20 protein-coding genes and 1 tRNA gene are annotated in these 23,939 nt (G+C 54.4%); 19 read left to right on the top strand and 2 right to left on the bottom strand.

All coding sequences use genetic code 11. From position 1 onward, the window contains the following. Positions 1 to 6: 6 nt before the first annotated feature. The 13 genes from QMG27_RS10555 to QMG27_RS10495 all read left to right on the top strand — a co-directional run bounded on the left by QMG27_RS10555 (position 7) and on the right by QMG27_RS10495 (position 15,675). Positions 7 to 2,367, top strand: a complete 2,361-nt coding sequence (locus QMG27_RS10555; RefSeq protein WP_281811142.1) for an ATP-binding protein — start codon at positions 7 to 9, stop codon at positions 2,365 to 2,367. Between the two features lie 73 nt (positions 2,368 to 2,440). Further along, entirely contained in the window at positions 2,441 to 4,540 is a 2,100-nt protein-coding gene (locus QMG27_RS10550; RefSeq protein ID WP_281811140.1) for a 4Fe-4S binding protein, read from the top strand. Between the two features lie 7 nt (positions 4,541 to 4,547). Continuing rightward, a complete protein-coding gene (locus tag QMG27_RS10545; RefSeq protein WP_281811138.1) occupies positions 4,548 to 5,165 on the top strand; it encodes a molecular chaperone TorD family protein in 618 nt (205 codons plus the stop codon). Positions 5,166 to 5,334: 169 nt separating this feature from the next. Beyond that, complete coding sequence (locus QMG27_RS10540) at positions 5,335 to 5,553, top strand: formate dehydrogenase (RefSeq protein WP_281811135.1); 219 nt, start codon at positions 5,335 to 5,337, stop codon at positions 5,551 to 5,553. Between the two features lie 11 nt (positions 5,554 to 5,564). Further along, positions 5,565 to 8,528 carry a formate dehydrogenase subunit alpha gene (locus QMG27_RS10535; protein ID WP_281811133.1) on the top strand — a complete coding sequence of 988 codons (2,964 nt, stop codon included), beginning with the start codon at positions 5,565 to 5,567 and terminating at the stop codon, positions 8,526 to 8,528. A 12-nt stretch (positions 8,529 to 8,540) separates the two neighbouring features. Next, complete coding sequence (gene fdh3B, locus QMG27_RS10530) at positions 8,541 to 9,170, top strand: formate dehydrogenase FDH3 subunit beta (RefSeq protein WP_281811131.1); 630 nt, start codon at positions 8,541 to 8,543, stop codon at positions 9,168 to 9,170. Next, positions 9,167 to 9,388, top strand: a complete 222-nt coding sequence (locus QMG27_RS10525; protein ID WP_281811129.1) for a hypothetical protein — start codon at positions 9,167 to 9,169, stop codon at positions 9,386 to 9,388. The genes fdh3B and QMG27_RS10525 overlap by 4 nt, the downstream gene beginning before the upstream one ends. 15 nt (positions 9,389 to 9,403) lie before the next feature. Further along, positions 9,404 to 10,543, top strand: coding sequence for a formate dehydrogenase subunit gamma (locus tag QMG27_RS10520; RefSeq protein WP_281811127.1), 1,140 nt, complete (start codon positions 9,404 to 9,406; stop codon positions 10,541 to 10,543). A 22-nt stretch (positions 10,544 to 10,565) separates the two neighbouring features. Next, positions 10,566 to 10,931, top strand: coding sequence for a hypothetical protein (locus QMG27_RS10515; RefSeq protein WP_281811125.1), 366 nt, complete (start codon positions 10,566 to 10,568; stop codon positions 10,929 to 10,931). 72 nt (positions 10,932 to 11,003) lie between these two features. Then, entirely contained in the window at positions 11,004 to 11,882 is an 879-nt protein-coding gene (locus tag QMG27_RS10510) for a formate dehydrogenase accessory sulfurtransferase FdhD (RefSeq protein ID WP_281811123.1), read from the top strand. After that, positions 11,879 to 14,524, top strand: a complete 2,646-nt coding sequence (locus QMG27_RS10505) for an FtsX-like permease family protein (protein WP_281811121.1) — start codon at positions 11,879 to 11,881, stop codon at positions 14,522 to 14,524. Before QMG27_RS10510 ends, QMG27_RS10505 begins: the two co-directional genes overlap by 4 nt. Positions 14,525 to 14,532: 8 nt before the next feature. Further along, the gene (locus QMG27_RS10500; protein WP_281811119.1) at positions 14,533 to 15,240 is read left to right on the top strand and encodes a DNA alkylation repair protein; all 708 of its coding nucleotides are present in this window, start codon (positions 14,533 to 14,535) and stop codon (positions 15,238 to 15,240) included. Between the two features lie 24 nt (positions 15,241 to 15,264). Beyond that, complete coding sequence (locus QMG27_RS10495; protein WP_281811117.1) at positions 15,265 to 15,675, top strand: group II truncated hemoglobin; 411 nt, start codon at positions 15,265 to 15,267, stop codon at positions 15,673 to 15,675. A gap of 27 nt (positions 15,676 to 15,702) precedes the next feature. Here the strand turns inward: QMG27_RS10495 and QMG27_RS10490 are convergent, their stop codons facing one another. Next, positions 15,703 to 16,344, bottom strand: coding sequence for a Smr/MutS family protein (locus QMG27_RS10490; protein ID WP_281811115.1), 642 nt, complete (start codon positions 16,342 to 16,344; stop codon positions 15,703 to 15,705). After that, the gene (gene radC / locus QMG27_RS10485; protein WP_281814611.1) at positions 16,341 to 17,018 is read right to left on the bottom strand and encodes a DNA repair protein RadC; all 678 of its coding nucleotides are present in this window, start codon (positions 17,016 to 17,018) and stop codon (positions 16,341 to 16,343) included. Before radC ends, QMG27_RS10490 begins: the two co-directional genes overlap by 4 nt. Before the next feature lie 65 nt (positions 17,019 to 17,083). On the opposite strand from radC, the gene QMG27_RS10480 reads away from it, so the two are divergent. From QMG27_RS10480 to QMG27_RS10455, 6 genes are all read left to right on the top strand, one after another. Continuing rightward, positions 17,084 to 17,542: an FKBP-type peptidyl-prolyl cis-trans isomerase gene (locus QMG27_RS10480; protein ID WP_281811113.1), complete on the top strand. Its 459-nt coding sequence runs from the start codon at positions 17,084 to 17,086 to the stop codon at positions 17,540 to 17,542. Position 17,543: 1 nt separating this feature from the next. Beyond that, a complete protein-coding gene (ispH, locus tag QMG27_RS10475; protein WP_281811111.1) occupies positions 17,544 to 18,473 on the top strand; it encodes a 4-hydroxy-3-methylbut-2-enyl diphosphate reductase in 930 nt (309 codons plus the stop codon). Between the two features lie 20 nt (positions 18,474 to 18,493). Further along, positions 18,494 to 19,936, top strand: coding sequence for a serine--tRNA ligase (gene serS / locus QMG27_RS10470; RefSeq protein ID WP_281811109.1), 1,443 nt, complete (start codon positions 18,494 to 18,496; stop codon positions 19,934 to 19,936). A 32-nt stretch (positions 19,937 to 19,968) separates the two neighbouring features. Beyond that, on the top strand, positions 19,969 to 20,448 hold the full coding sequence (locus QMG27_RS10465; protein ID WP_281811107.1) for a hypothetical protein: 480 nt from the start codon (positions 19,969 to 19,971) through the stop codon (positions 20,446 to 20,448). A 34-nt stretch (positions 20,449 to 20,482) separates the two neighbouring features. Then, a tRNA-Ser gene (locus tag QMG27_RS10460) sits at positions 20,483 to 20,572 on the top strand. 205 nt (positions 20,573 to 20,777) lie between these two features. Beyond that, entirely contained in the window at positions 20,778 to 23,939 is a 3,162-nt protein-coding gene (locus QMG27_RS10455) for a CHAT domain-containing tetratricopeptide repeat protein (RefSeq protein ID WP_281811105.1), read from the top strand.

The raw sequence follows: 23,939 nt of genomic DNA, 5'->3' as shown, positions 1-23,939 counted from the left end.
CTGATCGTGCAAGCTCTTAAACGTCTCATTCGCAGTGTGCAAAAGCTGCTCAAACGTTGGCCAATGCAAGTCGTGGCTGGTGTGTTGATATTGATCTCGATATGGGTGGTTTATTACACCTACAAATCCAGTGAGCGTGTGGTGTTTCAATACGCGACGGACAGCGCACAAGAGCACGCAGAGTCTGTCACTCAGTTTCGCAATTTTTATGCGCAAGAGTTGGTGCCACGTGCATTGCGTGCAGGGGTAGCCATCACACATGACTACAAAGACAAAGACAAAGCTTTGCCACTGCCAGCAACGCTCACGATTGAGCTAGGGCACTACATATCGCAAGTGGATGGCGGCACTCAGGTGCGTTTGTACAGCGATTTGCCGTTTCCTTGGCGTATGAATGAGCGCAAGCTGGATGATTTTCAAATTCAAGCTTTGGCACATCTCAAGGTCAACCCAAACGTGCCGTATGTGAGAGAGGAAATGCTTAATGGACAGCGGGTGCTGCGTTATGCACAAGCAGATCGGATGTTGTCTGGCTGTGTGGCGTGCCACAACCAATACCAGAATTCACCGAAAACGGATTGGAAAGTAGGCGATGTCCGTGGTGCGCTCGAAATTGTTTTGCCGGTCTCTCAATGGCAAACAGCCGCGACAGAGGTTTTGACACGCACATTCAGTGTTTTGCTGTTGGTTGTGTTGGGTGGTCTGTCGATGGTGTGGCTGTCTGTGCGCCGCATTCGAACGGCTCTGATCGTGGCTAGAGATTTGTCAACGGAGAGGCAACAAGCCATTCAGCAGCTGCGTTTGAGTGAGAGCAAACTCAACAGCATTTTTGCAGCTGTGCCTGAAGCCATCGTGGTGACTGATGCGCAAGGGCATATCGTTCAGTGCAATCTGGCAACGGCTGAGATATTCGGTTACGAACCGCAAGCGTTGATTGGTCAGAACATCAAAATTTTGATGCACGCGCAAGATCGTCAAGCTCATGATGGGTACTTGCAAGCCTACGCAAAAACTGGAACTAAGCGACTATTGAATCAGCCGCGCATTGTGCAAGGCATGCGGCAAGACGGTGGTGTGTTCCCTGTGCGCATCACGGTCAAGGAAACGCGAGTCGATGAAGCGCATTTTTTCATCGGGGTGATTCAAGATTTCACCGCCATTAAGCACGCGCAAGATTTATTGGTGGAAGCCAAAGAAAAAGCGGAGCAGGCCAATCGCATGCGTGGTGAATTTTTGGCCAACATGAGCCATGAGATTCGAACGCCGATGAATGGCATTTTGGGCATGACAGAGTTAGCCATGGCAACAGATGATGCCCAAGTGCAAAAGGAGTATCTGTCTTTGGCGCGTGATTCTGCGAGTCACTTGCTTCACATCATCAATCAGATCCTTGATTTTTCGAAGATTGAAGCAGGTGCGCTGGAGTTAGAGAAGCTCACAGTCTGTCCGGCACAGTTGGTTCGGCATACAGCGCGTTCGCTGGAACAATTGGCACAAGCCAAAGGGGTGAGGCTGCAAGTCAACAATGATCCAGCGCTACCAGAATTGGTCTGGATGGATCCTGTGCGCGTGCGTCAAGTACTGACCAATTTAATTGGGAATGCGATTAAATTCACAGAAGATGGCACCATCACTGTGGCGTCACGTGTGTTTGCGGTGCGTGCCGACGATGAGTTCCGACTGGAAATTTCGGTGGCAGATACGGGCATTGGTTTTGATGACGCACGGGTCGAATCTTTATTTAGCCCATTTACACAAGCTGACGAATCGATCACGCGTTCTTACGGTGGCACGGGTTTAGGTTTGGCGATTACGAAAAGTTTGATGCAACTCATGGGTGGTGATGTCACTGCCAAAAGCCAGCCAGGGCAAGGGGCCTGTTTCACCATCAACTTTCCTGTTCAACGTGTGACCGAAGAAACCACGTTGATCCGTGCCGCTTCTGGTGGGGGTGTCATGCTGTCTGATGACAGTGTGGCCAACAAGGTGTTGACTGTTCTTCTGGTTGAAGACCATGAAATCAACCGTAAATTGGCGCAGATCATGTTGCAGCGTATGGGGCATCAATTTGTACTCGCCAACGATGGGCAGCAGGCCCTGAACTGCCTAGACAAAGAGCGCTTTGATGTGGTCTTGCTCGACGTGATGATGCCAGTGATGGATGGGCTCACAGCGTTACGTATTTGGCGTGAGCGAGAGCTTGAACGTCAGTTGCCGCGCACAACTGTCCTGATGGTGACAGCGCATGCGATGACTGGGGACCGAGAGCGATTCATGGCCGCAGGGGCAGATGGCTACGTGTCTAAGCCTATGTCTGAGATTGCTTTGCGCAAGGAGATTCAACGTGCTTTGCTTCGCAATGCCTAAGTAAAGGGGATATATCAGCGGGGCTTTGCAAGGCCGCTACCATTGCGCCTTCACTGATTCACGCCTCCCTCGCATGACCACACTGATTTGCGACTGCAATCAAACCCAACCTCTGGACCCCAAAGCACTGGGCGAAAGCCTGTCTGAGTCACTTGCGCTGCACACTGCGTTGTGCCGTCGCGAGGCCGGAGCATTTGTGCAAGCCGTGCAAGGCACGGACGATGTGGTGGTGGCCTGTACCCAAGAGCAACGCTTGTTTGGCGAGCTGGCGGTACAGGCTCAGGCCAAGACTTCGGTCATTAAGTTTGTCAACATCAGAGAAACAGGAGGGTGGAGCCATGACGCCAAAAATGCTTCGCCCAAAATCGCTGCGCTTTTAGCGACCGCCCATTTGCCTGATCCTGAGCCTGTGCCCACGGTGACATTCAAAAGTGCTGGGCGCTTGCTCATCGTAGGGCCACTTGATGCAGCCGAACAAGCTGCGGCGTTGCTGGCCGATACCTTGAATATCACGATCTTTAGCCAAGGTGCTGGCGAGGCGGGCGGTGCGCAAGCTCGTCGTTATCCCGTGCTGGGTGGGCAAGTGGTGCGCGTGGATGGTTGGCTGGGCGCGTTCAAGCTCACCTGGCAAAACAACAACCCGATTGACCTTGATCTCTGCACACGTTGCAACGCATGCGTGTCCGTTTGCCCCGAGCAAGCGATTGGCCTCGACTACCAAATTGACTTGAGCAAGTGCAGCTCGCATCGCAACTGCGTGACGGCATGTGGGGCCATTGGCGCCATCAACTTCCAGCGCGAAGCGCAAGAAGAAACGGCAGAGTTCGACCTCGTGCTCGACCTGCGTGAGCAAAGCGCTTTCACACGCCACGCTCTGCCTCAAGGCTATTTCCGTGGCGCAACGCCTGCCAACTTGCTGCGCTTACGGGAGCTGGTGGGTGAGTTTGAAAAGCCCAAGTTCTTTGACTACAAACAAAAACTGTGCGCGCACAGCCGCAACGAAAAAGTAGGCTGCAACGCCTGCGTGGATATTTGCTCTGCTGAAGCTATCAGCTCTGATAAATCACGCCAACAAATCAAGGTCAATCCAAATTTGTGTGTGGGCTGCGGTGCGTGCACCACGGTGTGCCCCACTGGTGCACTGACTTACGCTTACCCGCGAGCGAGCGAGCAAGGAACGAAGCTTAAAACGCTATTAAGCACCTACCAAAAAGCAGGTGGCAAAGATGCGGTCATTTTGTTGCACAGCCAAGATGCGGGCCAAGCTTTGGTGAATGAACTAGGCCGCGCCGCGCAGCTCAAGGTGGCGCAAGGCCTGCCTGCACATGTCATCCCCGTGTCTTTGTGGCACACCGCCAGCTTAGGTTTGGATGTGTGGCTCTCAGCCTTAGCTTACGGTGCAGCCCAAGTGTTGGTTCTGCAAACTGCTGAAGAGGCTCCGCAATATGCCGATGGACTGAAGGCGCAAATGACTCAAGCCCAGGCGATGCTTGAAGGCTTGGGCTATGCCAAGCCTGGCCAGATGCTTGTGCAGTTGGTACATGCCACACAAGCGATGGAGCTGGATGCCGAGCTGCAACGCCTCACCACAGGCCAGCAGCGTCTGAATTGCAGCGTGCCTGCGGCTACGTTTGCGGTGATGGCCGAAAAACGCAGCACGCTGAGCATGGTGATTGACCACTTGCTAGAACACGCGCCCGTCTTGAAAACTGCAGCTGCCCCTGAAGCTTTGGCTTTGCCTAAAGACGGTGCGCCGTTTGGTTTGGTTGAAGTTAATAAAGATAAATGCACTTTGTGCATGAGCTGCGTCAGCGCGTGCCCTGCCAATGCGCTGCAAGACAACCAACAAGCACCGCAGTTGCGATTCTTTGAAAAGAACTGCGTGCAGTGTGGTTTGTGTGTCAGTACCTGCCCTGAGAAAGCGCTCAACCTCGTGCCGCGTTTGTTACTCACGCCCCAACGCAAAGAAGTGCGCGTGCTCAATGAAACCCAGCCTTATGGCTGTGTGCGATGCGGTAAACCCTTTGGCACGCTCAAAGGCATCGAGGCCATGATCGGCAAATTGGCAGGCCACGCGATGTTCCAAGGTGAGGCGCTGGAGCGCCTCAAAATGTGCGGCGACTGCCGCGTGATTGACATCTACTCTTCTGACGACGAGCACAAAATTTTGTAAGCCATTTATGACTGACCTTCACTTGTCTTCCGCCCTTGACGAAGAAACCGCTCGCGCCGAGTTGTACGGTTTAATTTCGGAGTTGTTCTACGCCCCGCCGCGCTCTGAGTTGCTGGCGCAGTTGCGCGTGGCGGCCACCGATGCCCCAACCTCGGGGGGCTTTTTGGAGGAGCCATGGCGCCAACTCGTGGGCGTGGCTCGCGACATGGACGACAAGAGCATTCATAACGAACATCACACTTTGTTTGGTGGCGTGGGCAAGCCCGAGGTCTATGTGTATGCCTCGCATTTTTTGACTGGCTTCTTGAATGAAAAGCCTTTGGCGCAATTGCGCACTGACTTGACAGCGCTGGGCTTAGGTCGCGATGACACCACCATGTCTGAGACCGAAGACCATGTGTCGTACGTGTTTGAAGTCATGCGCTTTTTGGTGGCGGGCGACGACGTGGCCGTGTCCAACCTGACGCAGCAAGCCAAATTTTTTGCTGCACATGTGCAAACTTGGGTGCCCGCGTTTTGCGATGCTTTGCAGGCTACGCCGCGCGCGCGTTTCTACGCTGCACTGGCTGAGCTGACTCGCGCGTTTGTCAGTGTTGAAGCGCAAGGCTTTGACATGTTGGCTTAAAAATTCGGATTTATTTTTTCTTTTGATGAACGTTATGACGCTTAGGTGACATAACCCAATGGTGGGATTGTTTTTTAGACGGAATTGTGGTTATTCCGCCCTAGACAAACTCACAACATTGTTACAGTATGCAAACTCGTGCATAAGAATATCCAATGAGGAGCTAGACATGCCAAAAGAAAAACTGAATGACCAGGCGACACACTCGCGCCGTGGCTTTTTTATGGGTGCTGCCGCTGCAGGCGCAGCCGCAGCAGCTGTGACAGCTATGCCTGGTCTCAGCACTCCCTCAGCTGAAATGAACAAACTTCCTCCCGCACCCGAAAACGGCGGCGGCTACAGCTTGAGTGAACACGTCAAGCGTTACTACCAGACCACTCGCGTCTGAAGGAGATACACATGTTGTTGACCCGTAAATCCGATTCAACTGCCCAAACTGTTGGCAGTTCTGCGTTTGTAGGCCGCTTGCAACGCGGTTTGTCGCAAGCACTACCTACCTTGGATCGTCGCGGCTTCTTGCGTCGTTCGGGCTTAGGTATTGGCGTGGGTTTGGCTGCGACGCAACTCACTTTGGTGAAGAAAGCCCAGGCATCTGGTGCCATGTCCAAAGACGGCGCTGGCAAGATCGAAGTCAAACGCACTGTGTGTACCCATTGCTCTGTGGGTTGCGCTGTGGATGCCGTGGTCGAAAACGGCGTTTGGGTGCGCCAAGAAGCGGTGTTTGATTCCCCCATCAACCTCGGCGCACATTGCGCCAAAGGTGCTGCCTTGCGTGAGCACGGCCACGGTGAGTTCCGCTTGCGTTACCCGATGAAGTTGGTCAACGGCAAATACGAGCGCATCAGCTGGGATACCGCACTCGACGAAATCAGCGCTAAGTTGCTGGAGCTGCGCAAGACCTCTGGCCCAGACAGCGTTTACTGGATTGGCTCCTCCAAGCACAACAACGAACAAGCCTACTTGTTGCGCAAGTTTGTGAGCTACTTTGGCTCCAACAACTGCGACCACCAAGCCCGTATTTGTCACTCCACCACCGTGGCCGGTGTGGCCAACACTTGGGGTTATGGTGCGATGACCAACTCGTACAACGACATGCAAAACAGCAAGGTCGCTTTGTACATTGGTTCTAACGCTGCCGAAGCCCACCCTGTGTCGATGCTGCACATGCTGCACGCCAAAGAAAACGGCTGCAAGATGATCGTGGTCGACCCACGTTTCACACGCACAGCGGCCAAGGCCGATGAGTACGTGCGCATTCGCTCTGGTTCTGACATCGCTTTCTTGTTCGGTCTCTTGCACATCATTTTCAAGAATGGTTGGGAAGACAAGAAATACATCAACGACCGCGTGTTCGGCATGGACAAGGTCAAAGAAGAGGTGATGGACAAGTGGACACCTGACAAGGTGGAAGAGGTCTGCGGCGTCACACCAGAGCAGTTGCTCAAAGTGGCCACCATGCTGCACGAGAACAACCCTGGCACCATCGTGTGGTGTATGGGCCAAACCCAACACACCATTGGTAACGCCATCGTGCGTGCCTCTTGCATCTTGCAGTTGGCCCTAGGTAATGTGGGTAAGAGCGGTGGTGGCACCAACATCTTCCGCGGTCACGACAACGTGCAAGGCGCAACCGACGTGGGGCCTAACCCCGACTCATTGCCTGGTTACTACGGCATCGTCGAAGGTTCATGGAAACACTTCGCCAAAGCATGGGGTGTGGAATTCGATTGGCTCAAAGGCCGCTTTGCCAACCCCGGCATGATGACCAAACCTGGCATCACCGTGTCGCGTTGGATTGACGGCGTTCTCGAAAAGAACGACCTGATCGACCAAGACAGCAACCTCAAGGCCGTGTTCTATTGGGGTCATGCACCCAACTCACAAACCCGTGGTTTGGAAATGAAGCGCGCCATGGACAAGCTCGACTTGTTGGTGGTGGTTGATCCCTACCCATCGGCCACAGCCGCGATGGCAGCCATGCCCGGCAAGGCCGAAGACCTCAACCCCAACCGCGCGGTGTACTTGTTGCCCGCTGCGACACAGTTTGAAACCAGCGGTTCTTGCACAGCATCGAACCGTTCGATTCAGTGGCGTGAGAAGGTCATCGAGCCCTTGTGGGAGAGCCGCTCTGATCACATGATCATGTATCAATTGGCGCAAAAGCTTGGCTTTGGCCCAGAGCTGGTCAAGAACTACAAGCTGCAAAAAGTCAAAGGCATGGACGAACCCATGGTCGAAGACATCTTGCGCGAAATCAACAAGTCGGTCTGGACCATTGGCTACACCGGTCAAAGCCCAGAGCGCTTGAAAGCGCACATGCGCAACATGCACCTCTTTGACGTCAAGACCCTCAAGTCCAAAGGCGGCAAAGACAAAGAAACCGGTTACGACTTTGGTGGCGACTACTTCGGCTTGCCTTGGCCTTGCTACGGCACACCCGAACTCAAGCACCCAGGCTCGCCCAACCTGTACGACACCTCCAAGCACGTCATGGATGGCGGCGGTAACTTCCGCGCCAACTTTGGTGTTGAGAAAGACGGTAAAAACCTGTTGGCTGAAGATGGCTCGCACTCCAAAGGCGCGGACATCACCACGGGCTACCCTGAGCTCGATCATGTGTTGCTCAAGAAACTCGGCTGGTGGGACGAACTCACCGATGCCGAAAAAGCATTAGCCGAAGGCAAGAACTGGAAGACCGACAACTCCGGCGGCATGATGCGTGTGTTCATGCAAAACCACGGTTGCCATCCTTTTGGCAACGCCAAAGCGCGTGCCGTGGTGTGGAACTTCCCAGACCCCATCCCACAACACCGCGAGCCTTTGTATGGCACACGTCCTGACTTGATGGAGAAGTACCCCACACACGCTGACAAAAAAGCGTTCTGGCGTCTGCCCACCTTGTACAAAACCGTGCAAGACAAAAACATGGCTGACAAGGTGCACGAGAAGTTCCCGCTCATCCTCACTTCAGGCCGTTTGGTCGAGTACGAAGGTGGCGGCGAAGAAACCCGTTCCAACCCATGGTTGGCCGAGTTGCAACAAGAAGCCTACGTGGAAATCAACCCCAAGACCGCAGCAGATCGTGGCATCCGCAACGGCGAGCGCGTGTGGTTGAAGAGTCCCACTGGCGCACGTTTGAATGTGCAAGCGTTGGTGACTGAGCGCGTGGACACAGGCACTGTTTGGATGCCGTTCCACTTCTCTGGTCGCTGGCAAGGTGAAGACCTGCTCAAGTACTACCCCAAAGGCGCTGCGCCTGTGGTGCGAGGTGAGGCGGTCAACACGGCCACCACCTATGGTTATGACAGCGTCACCATGATGCAAGAAACCAAAACCACCGTTTGCAACATCGAACGCGCCTAAGGAGAAATTGATATGGCACGCATGAAATTTATCTGTGACGCTGAGCGTTGCATCGAGTGCAACGGTTGCGTCACCGCTTGTAAAAACGAACACGAAGTTCCATGGGGTGTGAACCGTCGCCGTGTGGTCACCTTGAACGACGGCGTACCCGGTGAGAAATCCATCTCAGTCGCTTGTATGCATTGTTCAGACGCGCCTTGTATGGCGGTTTGTCCTGTGAACTGCTTCTACAAGACCGACGAAGGTGTGGTCTTGCACGACAAAGATGTGTGCATCGGTTGCGGCTACTGCTCATACGCTTGCCCATTTGGCGCACCTCAGTTCCCAAGCCAGGGCACCTTTGGTGTGCGCGGCAAGATGGACAAGTGCACGTTCTGCGCCGGCGGCCCAGAAGCCAACGGCAGCCAAGCCGAGTTTGAAAAATACGGTCGCAACCGTTTGGCCGAAGGCAAATTGCCTGCGTGCGCCGAAATGTGCTCGACCAAAGCCTTGCTCGCTGGTGACGGCGACGTGGTGGCCGACATCTTCCGCAACCGTGTGGTCAAACGCAACAAGGGTGCTGAAGTGTGGGGCTGGGGTACGGCTTACGGCTCTAAGCAAGCCGGTCAAGCGCCTGCCAAGGTCGAAGGAGTGAAGAAATGATGAAACGCCTTTCACTCATGGTGCTCAGCGTGGCCGCACTCACTGCTTGCGGTGAGAAAGCTCAAACCCTTGGTACCAAAAAAGATGCCACAGCCTTTAGTGGTGCTGAGAATGCGTTCGTGGCGACGGGGTGGACCGCCGGCGACAAAAACAGCTGGGAGCAACACCTGCGCGCTCGCGCTCAATACGGCCAAAACGACAACAGTCGCGCACCGTAAACCAAGGGGCACATCATGTACCGCTCTTTTCAATCGGTGTTGTGTGCAGCGTTGACAGTGTTTGCACTGTCGGCGGTGGCACAAGACAAAACGCCTGCAGCAGCCCCCGCTGTGCAGAGCGTGAACATTCAAGACGTCAAGCCTGACGCCAGCGATTCGCCTGGCTACGCCGAGCAAACCAATGGCGAACGTGGCAAAGTCCAGCCCGGCAACAACGCGCCCATGTGGCGTGATGTGGGCAAAGGCGTGGAAGGCTACAGCAGCTTGCCCAAGTCACAAGCCCCAGAGGCGGGTGTGTTGATTCAACCTTTCGTTCAGTACCCTGGCTCACGCCTCACCAACGGTGGCGAAGCATGGCGGCAAGTGCGCAACAACTGGATCATCCCTTATGGTGGTTCGTTGCTCCTGATCGTGTTTGGCGCGATCGCCTTGTTCTATTGGCGCAAGGGCATGATCATGATGCACGGTGCGCCCACCGGCGTGGAGATTGAACGCTTCACACCATTCGAGCGTTCAGCCCACTGGGTCAATGCCATTGCCTTTGTGGTGTTGGCGTTGTCTGGCCTCACCATGGCGTTTGGCAAGTTCATCATTCAGCCCATCATTGGCGACACGCTGTTTGGCTGGATCACTTACATGCTGAAAAACGCGCACAACTTTGCTGGTCCTCTCTTCGCGGTGTCGCTCACCATCGTGTTCATCACGTTTGTGAAAGACAACTTGCCAAGCAAGGAAGACATCACTTGGATTCTCAAGGGCGGTGGTCTGCTTAGCGGCAAAGAAGTCCCTTCACACCGTTTCAATGCAGGCGAAAAAGTGGTGTTTTGGGCGGGTGTGTTTGGCCTCGGCTTAGTGGTGGTGGCGTCTGGCTTGGTGCTGGATAAAGTCATTCCTTTCCTTGTGTACGAGCGCAGCACCATGCAAATGGCGCACATGATTCACGCAGTGGCAACCGTGTTGATGATGGCCATGTTCATGGGACACATATACATGGGCACCATTGGCATGGAAGGCGCCTACAAAGCCATGAAAACCGGTTATGTGGATGAAACATGGGCCAAAGAGCATCACGAACTTTGGCACGACGACATCAAGGCTGGCAAGATTCCAGCTCACCGCTCCGAAGAAGCTTCGGGCACCACAGCGCATGTTTGACGCGCTGAATAGGAGAATAAGCATGAACAAAGCACTCTTTGCACTGATCTTGGCCGCTGTCAGCGCCACGGCCTTTGCCAAATTGCCACCTCTGAGTGACGAAGCCAAAGCCAAGGCTGAGGAAGCCAAAGCCAAAACAGCGCACACAGCCAAAGTGGATGCCTACTTGCTGTGCAAGTCGCAAGACAAAGTGGCAGCGCATGTGCAAAAAACAAACAAAGCAAAAGCTGGCAAGCCCGAGGCCACACCGCCTTGTGCTGACCCTGGCAAGTTTGTTTACACACCACCAGAGGCCGCCGCTTCTGCACCAGCCGCTGCCGCTTCGGCCCCAGCTGTGGCAGCCGCACCTGCGAAAGCTGTAGCGCCCGCTGCACCGGTGAAAAAGTAACCCATACAGCCTTGCTGTTCATTGGGCCGCACCGCAAGGTGGCGGCCCTTTTTGTTGTAGCCTACTCAGCTTATGTCCTTAGATTCTTCTGTGCTGCCGCACCTCACTCAAGCTAAAACCGAATTGACCCGTCATATCGATGTCGTCAACGAGCACGGCGTGCACGAGCAGGTGTCCATTCCTGCCGAGCGTGCGCTCACGGTGTATGTGGACAAGCGCGAAATTGTCACGCTCATGACCTTGGGTGAACATCCCGAGTTGTTGGTGTTGGGCTATTTGCGCAACCAGCGTTTGGTGAACGATGTCAGTGAGGTCGAGTCCATCACGGTCGATTGGGATGCCGGCGAAGATGGCGCAGGCGTGGCTGCTGTCAAAACGCGCCACGGCATTGCTGACATTGCGACCCGCACCGAAAAACGCGTGGTCACCACGGGTTGCGGCCAGGGCAGTGTGTTTGGTGATTTGATGGCTGAGATAGACACATTGGAATTGCCCGATGCACGCATCAGCCAAGCGCGTTTGTATGCCGTGCTCAATGCCATTCGCTTGCAAGAAACCACGTACAAGTCTGCAGGCTCGGTGCATGGTTGCGCTTTATTCGATGGTGAGCGCATGCAAATGTTTGTAGAAGACGTGGGGCGTCACAACGCCATCGACACCATCGCCGGATGGATGTGGATGAATGGCGTGACGGCCAATGTCGATTCAATTTTTTACACCACAGGCCGTTTGACCAGCGAGATGGTGATGAAGTCCGCACAAATGGGCGTGGCCGTGGTGGTGTCGCGCAGCGGCATCACACAAATGGGATTTGACGTGGCCAACCGTTTGAATTTGTGCACGATTGGCCGCGCGACGAACAAACACTTTCTTGCCTACACCGCGAACGAGCGTTTGCTGTTGCAGCCTGAACTGGCTGTGGGTGGCGTGCACAAGGTGCACAACGCATGAGTCAAGGCAAGCACATGGTGTCCACGGGCGTGACATGGTGGACGCAGGCTTGGCGCACGTTATGGCGTGACGCGCGTGCGGGCGAGCTTCGCTTGTTAGTCGTGGCGGTGGCATTGGGCGTGGCCGCACTCAGCTCGGTGAGTTTTTTGGCGGACCGATTGAATGGTGGTTTGCAACGTGATGCACGCCAACTCTTGGGGGGCGATGTGGTGGTGGTGAGCGACCAAGCCACGCCCGCACACATCGTGCAGCGCGCCAAAGCTGAAGGCTTGCAAGGCGTAACGACATTGAGTTTTCCCACCATGGCGCGTGGACAAGCGCAAAGCGGTGCGGAGAGCAACAGCCGTTTGGTAGCGCTCAAAGCCGTGGAGGCGGGCTACCCTTTGCGTGGTGAACTCACAGTGGCTAGCAGCTTGGCTGCTGCGCAGCTTGAACTCAACCATGACAGCACCAACCTCATTCAAGACGGCGGCAAGTTGGGGGCTGAAAAAATCAAAGGTATTCCAGCGCGTGGCGAGGTGTGGATGGAGGTTTCAGGCTTAGAAGCCTTGGGCCTTGATGTGGGCGACAGCGTGTTGCTTGGCAACAACCGTTTGCGCATCAGCCGCGTGTTGGTGAATGAGCCCGACCGTGGCGCGGGTTTCATGAATTTCGCGCCGCGTGTGTTGATGAACGCGGTTGATCTGGAAGCTACCGCCTTGGTTCAGCCCGCCAGTCGCGTCACATGGCGTTACGCCGTGGTTGGCGCAGACAACGCGACTCAAAACTTTTTGGCATGGGCTGAAGCCGAGAGTAAAAAACCAGAGGTGCGTGGCGTGCGTGTGGAGTCGCTCGAAGCAGGTCGCCCTGAGATGCGCCAGACCTTGGATCGTGCGGGTAAGTTTTTGAACCTCGTGGCGTTACTCGCTGCTTTGCTCAGTGCCGTGGCAGTGGCCCTGGCCGCACGCGCATTTGCTGCACGTCATTTGGATGACTGCGCCATGCTGCGTGTGTTGGGTCTGAGTCAACGCCATATTGCGTTGTCGTACTCCGCAGAGTTTGTGTGGGTTGGCACGTTTGCCAGCGCGTTGGGTTTGGCTTTGGGTTATGCCGTGCATTTGGTGTTCGTGGCGTTGCTCAAAGGTTTGGTCGAGACGGCTTTGCCTGCGCCAAGTATGTGGCCCGTGGTGTATGGACTAGGTGCTGGTCTGACTTTGTTGCTTGCATTTGGTTTGCCGCCCGTGTTGCAACTGGCCAGCGTGCCACCCTTGCGCGTGATACGCCGCGATGTGGGTGAGCTCAAGGCCACGACGCTCAGTGTGTGGGCCTTAGGCTTGGCAGGTTTTGCACTGTTGTTGATTGCGGTGAGCCGTGATTTGAAACTCGGCCTCATGGTGGTGGGGGGGGGGGCAGCTGCAGTGTTGTTGTTTGCGGGCATGGCTTGGTTGGCCGTGCAGGTGTTGCGCCGCAGCGTGGTGGAGGGGAGTGCGCCGCCTTGGTTGATGCTGGCGACACGACAGGTGAGTGCCCGCCCCGTCTATGCCATGGTGCAGGTGAGTGCGCTGGCCGTTGGCTTGTTGGCGCTGGCTTTGTTGGTGTTGCTGCGTACCGATCTCATCAGTAGCTGGCGCAATGCGACGCCAGTGGATGCCCCCAATCGTTTTGTCATCAACATCCAGCCCACACAAACCGATACATTTTTGCAAACCCTGCGCGATGCCGGTGTGAGCAAGCTCGACTGGTACCCCATGATTCGCGCACGTTTGGTGGCAGTGAACGGCAACACTGTCACGCCTGACAGTTACACCGAAGAGCGTGCCCAGCGTTTGGTAGACCGAGAGTTCAATGTGTCCTTTAGCGCCGACAGGCCTGAACACAACACAGTGGTCGCGGGCGCGTGGCAAGCGGAAGAAGCAGATGGTTTGAGCATTGAAGAAGGCATTGCCAAAACTTTGAAACTCAAACTGGGGGATACCTTGCGCTTTGACATGGCCGGTGTATTGCACGAAGCACGCATCACCTCTGTGCGGCGTGTGGACTGGGCTTCGATGCGTGCCAACTTCTTTGTCATGTATCCCGTCAGCCGAATGACCACCGGTGCTGGTTTTGATGTGCCCACCACTTACATCGCGGCTTTCCGTGCACCACAGCGCGCGGTCGCGACGGACAAGCCCACACCATCGTTTGACAACCAACTCATCAACCGTTTTCCCAACGTCACCAATGTAGACATGGGCGCGACCTTGAATCAAGTGCAAAGCGTGCTCGGTCAAGTGGTGCGTGCGGTGGAGTTTTTGTTCTTGTTCACTTTGGCAGCGGGTCTGGTGGTGTTGTTTGCGGCAGTGACGGCGACGCGTGAAGAACGTGCGCGTGAATACGCGGTGCTTCGCGCCTTGGGTGCATCGAATCAACTGCTGGCCAATGTGCAACGCGCCGAGTTGGCAGGCATTGGCGCACTGGCTGGTTTGCTGGCCACCTGTGTGGCCATGTTGATGGGCTGGGGGTTAGCCCGCTTTGCGTTTGAGTTTGAATGGACGGCCAGCCTATGGGTGCCTTTGCTTGGGGCCATGGTGGGTGCGTTACTGGCCTTGGCCGCAGGCTGGTGGGGCTTGCGCGATGTGCTGCGCCGCCCCGTGGTGCAGACCTTGCGGCAAGCGTCTTGAAGGTGGCGATGACGTCTAAGCAAGCCATGAAGCCCAAGCAGTTTGTGCTCGCGGTTCAACACGCCCTCACACCTTTGGCTGATGCGGTCAGGGCTGAGCAAATGAAAGCCTACTTGCTCAACCAGTTTGAATTCTTGGGTTTGCCAGCGCCCGTTAGGCGCGCAGCGGCCAAAAGCATAGGCAAAGTGCAGTGGCAAAGCTCGGCTGATTTGTTGGCCGCTGCTGAGTTGCTGTGGCAAAAACCCGAACGTGAGTACCGTTACACCGCGGTGGATTTGCTGCGTCAACACAGCCAGCAACTCTGTGTGAATGATTTGCCTGCACTACAGGCACTGTTGTTGCGCGAGCCTTGGTGGGAAACCGTGGATGGCCTAAGTGCGGTCATCGCCGAGGTGATGCATGTGGCCGTGCAGCAAAAACCCAATGCCGCCAGAGTGATGGACCCGTGGCTCAAGCACCCTAGTCATTGGGTACGCCGAGCAGCCATGCTGCACCAGCTCGGTTGGCGCTTAGACACTGACAGTGCTCGCTTGTTTGGCTATGCACAGGAGCTGGCCGAGGAAAAAGAATTCTTCATCCGCAAAGCCATCGGCTGGGCTCTGCGCGACTATGCACGGTGGAATCCACAAGCTGTGACGCACTTTTTGGTGGAACACCGCACACGGTTGTCTGGCCTGACGGTACGCGAAGCTGCCAAACATTTGACCTTACCCTGATCGATTGGCGCGACAATCAGCCTTATGCAAATCGAAGAAAAGCCACCTTTTGATACGCCGTTTGAATGGATCGGGGGCGAGCCTCGCGTCAAACTATTGGTGGATCGTTTTTACGACTTGATGGATTTAGAGCCAGCATATCTAGAGCTGCGCGCAACCCACGGCCCTGATTTGTCCAACGCCCGCGAGCGCTTGTTCATGTTCTTGTGCGGTTGGTTGGGTGGCCCGGATTACTACATTGAAAAGCACGGTCATCCACGTTTGCGCATGCGCCACATGCCATTCTCCATCGGCATCAAAGAACGCGACCAGTGGGTCGCATGCATGGACCAAGCGATGGGTGAAACACACGTACCCGAAGAGCTGCGCACCCGTTTGAAAGCCAGCTTTTTCCAAACTGCAGATTGGATGCGTAACCGAGACGTCACGTTCTGACGTCAATGCTGTGCAAGCGCTGGCGGTTTATGCGGCGCTTGGCCCCAGCAACACCACCAACGCCCCTGCACCGCCGTCCGAAGGCTTGGCTTGCACAAAGGCAATCACTTCTTGCTTTTGTACCAGCCAGCGCTGTACTTTGCTTTTGAGCACTGGCTCTTTGCCGGGCGAGCCCAAGCCTTTGCCGTGCACCACGCGCACGCAACGCCAGCCCATGCGTTTGGCATCACGCACAAATTGGCCTACGGCTTCGCGGGCTTCGTCGCTACGCAGACCGTGCAGGTCAAGCTGGCCTTGAATGCTCCATTCGCCCTTGCGTAGTTTGCGTGTCACGTCGGTTCCAATGCCGGGGCGACGAAAGCTCAGTTGGTCGTCTACGTCGAGCAAGGTGCTCACATCAAACTCGTCGCTCATGCTCTCGATCAAGGCCGCTTGGTCGTCCAGCGTTTGTTGCAAGGGACGTGCGGCAGGGCGTTGTGGCGTGATCAGCACGCGGGGCTTTGCTGCGATGGGTTTGACGTTACCCACAGCATGGGTGAATAAATTGCGCTCTGCCTCGGCGCGGCGCTCGGCTTCTTTGCGGGCTTCTTCGGCCGCGGCAGCTGCTTTGGCTGCGTCATTCACTTGTTTGCGAATCGCGCCCAAGTCTTGCAACGATTTGGCTTTCACAGCAGCCCCTCTTCAGCCATCGACAAATACTTGCCTTGCGCCACGATGATGTGGTCGCGCACAGTCACATCAATGAGTGCCAAGGCTTCTTGCAGGGTGCGGGTGAGTTTCATGTCAGCTTGTGAGGGCTTGACCGTGCCGCCCGGATGGTTGTGTGCCAATACCACGCCGTCTGCGCCCAAGGCGAGGGCGGTCTTGGCCACTTCGCGCGGATAGACCATGGTTTGCGACAGCGAGCCGCGAAACATGGGCTGGTACGACAACAGGCGGTTGTGGGCATCAAGGAACAAAACTGCAAAGACCTCGTGTTTGAGTTGGGCGAGTTCGAGTTGGAGGTATTGTTTCACCGCATTGGGTGAATTCATCACGGTGGTTTCCGTTAATTGTTGCGTCAAGGCGCGACGGGCCATTTCCAGCACCGCCACCAGCTGCGAGCGTTTGGCGTCGCCGCCCATGCCTTTGCAGGTTTTGAGCTCTGCCGCACTGGCGTGGATGAGGCCCGCAAAGCCCTTGAAGCGGTCCAGCAGCTCTTGGGCCATCACAAACACGCTTTTGCCTTTGATGCCGGTGCGCAGAAAAAGGGCCAGCAGTTCGGTGTCGGTCAGCGCCGAGGCCCCGTGTTTGAGGAGTTTTTCGCGGGGGCGCATCTCAGCCGGAAGCTGGGCAATGGTCATGGGTTCGGGCATTCGGTCCATAGCGAGAGCTTTCTACAATAGGCGGTTCAACCAAAAAGAGTCCTATGACTGCATCCAACGCTCACCCTACCATCGGCCCCGATTCTTTTTTAACGCTGCACTATCGGCTTTCGGGACCGCAAGGCGACGTGATCAACACGTTCAACGACAAACCTGCCACGCTCTCGCTGGGTTCGGGCGAGTTGTCGCCCGCGTTGGAGCAGCATTTGTTGGGTTTGGCTGAAGGCACGCACACCACGTTTGAACTGGCCGCAGGCGAGGCCTTTGGCGAACGCAACCCCGACATGCAGCAATGGGTGAGCAAGAACTTGCTCAAAGAGTTTGGCGACCCCGATGAGCAATACAACGTAGGCGATGTGGTGCAGTTCCCTGCGCCCACGGGCAAGGGCTCGTTTGCCGGCGCGATTCAGCAGGTGACTGACGACGCGGTGTTGTTTGACTTCAACCACCCACTGGCCAACCAGCCGGTGACGTTTGAAGTGCAAGTGATTGGTGTGCTCTGACATGAGCTTGCAAGAAATCGTCTTGGCTGAACCCCGTGGCTTTTGCGCGGGCGTGGACCGCGCCATCGACATCGTGGAGCGGGCGCTTGAGAAGTTTGGCGCACCCGTGTATGTGCGTCACGAAATCGTGCACAACACCTTTGTGGTGGCTGATCTCAAAAGCCGTGGTGCGATCTTCATCGAAGACTTGGCCGAAGTTCCCGCAGGCGCGACGCTGGTGTTCAGCGCCCATGGTGTGCCCAAGGCGGTGGAAGAAGAAGCAGCACGCAGAGGCTTTCACGTGTTTGATGCCACTTGTCCCTTGGTGACCAAGGTGCATGTGGAAGTGGCCAAGCTGCACAAAGAAGGCTTTGAGTTCATCATGATTGGCCACAAAGGCCACCCCGAAGTTGAGGGCACGATGGGCCAGTTGCTCGACGGCATTTACTTGGTCGAAGACGTTGAAGACGTGGCCAAGGTGCAACCCAAACAAACGGAACGCTTGGCCGTGGTGACGCAAACCACCTTGAGTGTGGACGACGCAGCGCACATCACCGAGGCGGTGGTGGCGCGCTTTCCCAACATTCGCAAACCCAAGATGCAAGACATTTGCTACGCCACGCAAAACCGCCAAGACGCGGTGAAGGTGCTGAGCAAAGCGGTGGAAATGGTCATCGTGGTGGGTAGCCCCACCAGCTCTAACAGCAACCGCTTGCGCGATGTGGCCGAGCGCTCTGGCGTACCCAGCTACATGGTGGACAACGCGGATGAACTCCAAGAAGCGTGGTTCACAGGTAAAACCTGCGTCGGCTTGACTGCGGGGGCATCGGCCCCTGACATCTTGGTGCAACAAGTCATTGCCCGCATGCGCGCTTTGGGCGCGGTGTCGGTGCGCACGCTCGATGGCGTGCAAGAAACCATCAAATTCCCGCTCCCCAAGGGACTGAAATAAAAATACGAAGGACGAAGTACATGCTCGACATCAACCAACTGCGCCGCGATTTGCCCAGCGTCATTGCCAAACTCGAAAGCCGCAAAAAGCCGCAAGCCTTTTTGGATGTGGACAAATACCAAGCGCTAGAAGCCGAGCGCAAAACCTTGCAGACACGCACCGAAGAGCTGCAAAGTCAACGCAATAAAGTGTCTAAAGAAATTGGCATGTTGATGGGGCAAAGAGCTCGTTTGGTAGCGGCAGAAGAAAACGATGTGGTTGATGCGAATGACATGAGAGTTGCTTCGCTAAAAGACGAAGTTGCCAAAATTAATACTGAACTTGACACCTCGGCTGTGCGCTTAGACGCGTTGCAAGCGGAGCTGCAAACCTTGTTGCTGGCTGTGCCCAACTTGCCTTTCGTTGCGGATGCTGGGTCCCCATATGAAAGCGTTCCTGTTGGGGAGGATGAAACTGGCAATAAAGAGTTGCGTCGTTGGAGTCCTACGGGTCAAGACCCCGCACCTTTGGGCTTCGAGCCTAAAGACCATGTGGACTTGGGCGAGCCTTTGGGCCTCGACTTTGAAATGGGCGTCAAGCTCTCGGGCTCACGCTTTACGGTGATGAAGGGCCAAATTGCTCGTATGCACCGTGCTCTTGCACAGTTCATGCTCGATGTGCAAACCCAAGAACATGGCTATACCGAGTGCTACACGCCTTATATGGTGAACCGCGATTCGTTGCTGGGGACGGGGCAGTTGCCCAAGTTTGAAGAAGACTTGTTCAAAGTTCCGTTTGGTTTAACAGCTCCATCCGAAAAGGAAGTCGCGGCTCTAGCTGCTTCTGGTGAAGCGTTGTCAATTGCTGGCGCGCGTCAGTCTTATCACTACCTAATTCCAACGAGCGAAGTTACCTTGACTAACTTCGTGCGCGACGTGGTGATGGCTGAAAGCGATCTGCCGATCAAGCTCACCGCACACACACCATGCTTCCGTTCAGAGGCGGGCAGCGCAGGGCGCGACACACGCGGTTTGATTCGCCAACACCAGTTCGACAAAGTGGAGATGGTGCAAATCGTGCACCCCGACAAGAGCTATGAAGCCTTAGAGCAAATGACGCAGCACGCCGAAACCATTTTGCAAAAACTTGGTTTGCCTTACCGCGTGATGTTGCTGTGCACCGGCGACATGGGCTTTGGCGCGACTAAAACGCACGACCTCGAAGTGTGGTTGCCTGCTCAAAACACCTACCGCGAAATCAGCTCGGTGTCGAACTGCGAAGCCTTCCAAGCACGTCGCTTGCAAGCGCGGTTCAAAAATGCCCAAGGCAAAAACGAACTCGTGCACACCCTGAACGGTTCAGGCTTGGCTGTGGGCCGCACTTTGGTGGCCGTGCTCGAAAACTACCAACAAGCTGACGGCAGTATTCGTGTGCCTGAAGCGCTGCGCCCCTACATGGGTGGTGTGGCGGAATTGCGCGGTTGATCCAATTTCCTAAACTCGAAGGAATGCACGCTGTGAAAAAACTACTTCTCTTGTTGGCCACAGCGTTGCTGACTGCATGCGGCACAACCGGCGATTCGCAAAACAACTCAGACAATGCTCAGCGTCCCAGCGTGGACCAATTTGGTCGCATGCCCATGCCAGCAGGAACCAAGTTGCGCACCACGGAGTCTTTGATCTTTGGGGTGGGTGAAGCGTGGTTAGGGCGTGCTGTGTTTGAGATACCGACCGATGCCAATGCCAGCTACAACTTCTATGCCGAGCAGTTGCCTCGTCAAGGTTGGACCATGGTGGCTTCGGTACGCGGCAAAAAGAGTTTGCTCGTCTTCACGCGTGCAGATCGCTCCGCCACGATTGAGATTGAAGACAGTGGTTTGTTCAGCGGCTCATTGGCCTCGATGACGGTTGGCCTTGTGGGTAGCGCAGTCGGTGCACCCGCAGGTGCAGGCGTGGTGGTGCAGCCCTTGGGTGGCGCTGGCGCACGTCGCCCCTGATAGAATTGCAGCTTCGACAAACGACACCGAATCAGGAGAAGTGGCAGAGTGGTCGAATGTACTTGACTCGAAATCAAGCGTAGGGGCGACCCTACCGAGGGTTCGAATCCCTCCTTCTCCGCCAAGCCTAAAAAGCACCCCAAAAAGCCGTTCAGTATTGAACGGCTTTTTTCATTTCAATTCGTAATTATTTGCATCTAAAAACTTAATTTAAATATAGATACTTTAGGAGTGCATTTTTGGGTTGTTGAAGATATTTAGCAGTTAACACACGATGAAAGTTATATTTAGCTTTTCTATACGTAGATCCCCGCAAAAAGGATTCCAAAATGAAGAGAACTTTTTTCAAAGTGTTTGTTCGTCTTGCATTTGGTCTTCTGATCGCAACCTCAGTCGGCTACGTTGCGGCAGCACAAGCGTTGGAAGCAGAAGTATCTGTTCCGAAAGGAATTCAGGATATTGTGGCTTTGCTAAATCAAACATCAGCAGATAACAAATCCAGAGACGATGACATAAAACTTCTCAGCAAAGCTCCTCCTCAGGATGCATCGACAGAGAATTTATACAGCCATTACTACTTTCAAGCGAAGGCTGCGCAACGATTGGGTCGCATCAATCTGCGGGTAGATTTGCTCAATAAATCACTCGAGCATGCCAAGGTGGGGACGCAACAACAGTTTCAGGTGACTGCTGAATTGGTTCAGTCTGAAATGCAAATTGGCAATTCAAAAAAAGCGATTGCGCGTTTTGAAGCCCTCTTAGAAAAAGTACCTGATCGCTACTCGGGTTTGTTGGTTGGGTACAACTCCAGCCTATCCCAAGCGTATGCGCAAATTGGCGATTTTGAAAAAGCTGAAAAACATCTCAGAGATGCTGGCGCTGTCTTGACGTCGCTGAAACGAGCACCCAACTACGCTCTGATTGGCCCAGCTTGGACCACAAGTTTTTTATCAGCACAAGCTGAATTGGCTTTTCAACGCGGCCATTTTTTAGAGGCTGAAATTACGCTGAGAAAAATCATTGATTTGTTTGCGCCATACATCAAAGGCATGGAAGCGATGGTGATATCCACTGGTGATACTGAGCGTGCGCCAGGCCTGGGATCCGACGAGAGGATTAATTCAAATATGAATGGTCCGAAAGAGTCTTTGCAAAATTTCCATAGCAAATTAAGTGCAACGCTGATCAAGTTGCGCAAGGTCAATGAAGCTGAATACTACGCTCGAGAAGCATTGAAGATGTCTTTGGCTCGTACAGGCAAAGATTCTGTTTCTACGGCCAGGGCACTGCGACAGCTGGCAATTGTGATGTTGTCACGAGAGAGAAATAAAGATGCCATTTATTTGCTGAATCAAGCATTGCTCGGATTGAAAGAGTCGGGCGTCACAGACGAATCAATTCAATTGGCGATGACTAAAAAAACGATGGCATCGGCTTTGATTGCCGATGACAGATTTGCCGAAGCGTTGAAAATTTACACCGAGCTCGAAGCAACTTTAAAGACATATTCTGAGACGGCTCGCTTTGTCGATCTAGATAGCCCTGATCGTGTCTTGGCGTTGGTTCGAACTTCTGAGTTGTCTCGCGCTGAAGATGCGGCGCGACGGTTGGTTGCTTTGAGTGAAGCACGTACAGGTAAGTCTTCCAAAGAGACAACACAATCTAAGTTGCTTTTGGCTGTTACCTTAGCAGAACAACGCAAAGATGATTCTGCTCAACAGTTATTTACGTCATCTATCAACGATCTCATTGAGCAAGAACGCGAGGTTTCCTCAGACTCTGATGGCATTTCATCCAAAGAGAAGAAGTTTTTGGCTGGCTATGTCGAGTCATATCTAGGTGTTTTGTCTCGTGCATATGACAAGAATCCAAGTCAAAAGTTGGCGAGTGAGGCTTTTGCATTGGGGGACTTAGCGCGCAGCAGCAATGTGCAACGCGCGCTCAGTGCCAGTACGGCGCGCGCCAACATCACGGATCCGCGCTTGCTTAAGTTAGTTCGTCAAGAGCAAGATTTGAATCAGCAAATTGTTTTCTTGACACGTTTTAGCAAAGAACTCTCGATGCAGCCGGTCAGTGAGCAGTTGCCACAGATTCAGGCGAAGATGAAAGCTGATATTGAGCAGCTGCGCAAAGAGGCAAAACATGCTGCTCATTTGATTGCTTTGGATTTTCCTGAGTATGCGGAGTTGGTCAGCCCAAGACCGATTACCCTTGAAAAGATCCAAAAGCTCATCAAGCCGAACGAAACCATGGTCACATGGTTTGTGGGTCAGCACACCAGTTATGTCTGGGCTGTGAATCATCAAGGCGCACCGATGTTTAAGTCGGTTGCGATCGGGCAAGCAGAGGTGCGCAAGAGCGTCACCCAAATTCGCAAATCACTCGATCCGGGAGTTGCCACGATTGGAGATATTCCTCAGTTTGACTTCCAGTTGTCTGCTCGCATGTATGACACGCTGTTCAAGCCCGTACAAGCTGCGTTTACAGGCAAGAACACGCTTGTGGTTGTGCCACATGACGAGATTGGGCAATTGCCATTGGGGGTATTGACCACAGCACCGTTTCAGCTCAAAGGTACACCAGACAAGCTTTTTGCGAACTACAAGGATGCGCCTTGGTTGATTCGTCAATATGCCATTGTCAGTGCGCCCTCTGCGACATCGCTGAATGCCTTACGTGGATTGCCAGAGCCTAAAAAGGGACGACTGGACTTCATAGGTTTTGGGGATCCGCTGTTCAGTGTGGAGCAAGCTAAGCTCGATGATCGTCAGCATGCGGCCGCTTCCACCTCTGGCACGCAGTTGGCTTCTCGTGGTGTACCGCTGCGTCTGAGAAACTCTCCCAACACGTCTAGCGTGAGCTCTGCCGAGGTCAGCATGTTGCCGCGTTTACCGGATACGAATGAAGAAATTTTGGAGATTTCCAAAGTTTTTAACGTACAACCTGAGCGCGACATCTTTTTGCAAAAACGTGCGAATTTGGACGAGGTGCTGAAAGTTGATCTATCCAACCGCAAAGTAGTCATGTTCTCTACCCATGGCTTAGTTCCAGGCGAACTTGATGGCTTGACGCAACCAGCCTTGGCATTGACAAACCCTGAAGTGCGCAATGAAAAAGGCGATGGCCTATTGAAAGTGGACACAATTTTGACGTTGAAGCTAGATGCGGACTGGGTTGTTTTATCGGCGTGTAACACTGCGGCGGGTGAGGGCGAAGGTGCGGAGGCTTTGTCTGGCTTGGGGCGTGCATTCTTTTTTGCAGGGGCAAGAGCGATCTTGGTATCAAGTTGGCCTGTAGACAGTGAGGCCTCTCGCAAGTTGATGACAGACTTGTTCAAACGCTATGCGCAAGAGCGAGATATGAGCAAGCCCCGAGCTTTGCAGTTGGCGAGTTTGAAGTTATTGGATGAGGGGGTGCCTGACGATCAGAAGTCGCGTTACACCTATGCGCATCCATTGTTTTGGGCGCCATTCACGATGGTTGGCAATTAA

Source organism: Limnohabitans sp. MORI2, assembly GCF_027925025.1.
Taxonomy (GTDB): Bacteria; Pseudomonadota; Gammaproteobacteria; order Burkholderiales; family Burkholderiaceae_C; genus Limnohabitans.
Note: the sequence above shows the minus strand (reverse complement) of the source record. Positions and strands in the feature narration are given on the sequence as shown.